Source organism: Bradyrhizobium sp. Kon58 (assembly GCF_055807455.1).
Genome location: NZ_JBVVOT010000589.1, coordinates 1 through 247, shown reverse-complemented (window position 1 = coordinate 247; position 247 = coordinate 1). Strand labels below are relative to the sequence as shown.

The following is a 247-nucleotide window of genomic DNA, read 5'->3' as shown; positions in this document are numbered from 1 at the left end:
ACTGTAGGTAGCGTAATTCCCCCTCAATCTGGACAGCAGTTCTTCTGCACCACTGGCCAGCTGTTTGATATCTTTATATCCCGCCCTCGCGCCACTGTTTAAGTTCTTGGTAATATCCACCACGTCGGTATACCCCACAGAGGCTCCAACCCCCGCATAAACCCCACTCTTGATGACATTAATCGGCCCCTTACCCGCCTTATACGCTTTTTTGCCAGCAGAGAACCCCGGCAAGAAAAAACCCAAG

The 247-nt window shown here is 51.0% G+C and carries 1 protein-coding gene; it reads right to left on the bottom strand.

What is annotated here, in order from left to right; all coding sequences use genetic code 11:
- The coding region (locus tag AC0L20_RS41590) for a hypothetical protein (protein WP_473295925.1) at positions 1 to 247 on the bottom strand (247 nt) is incomplete at both ends.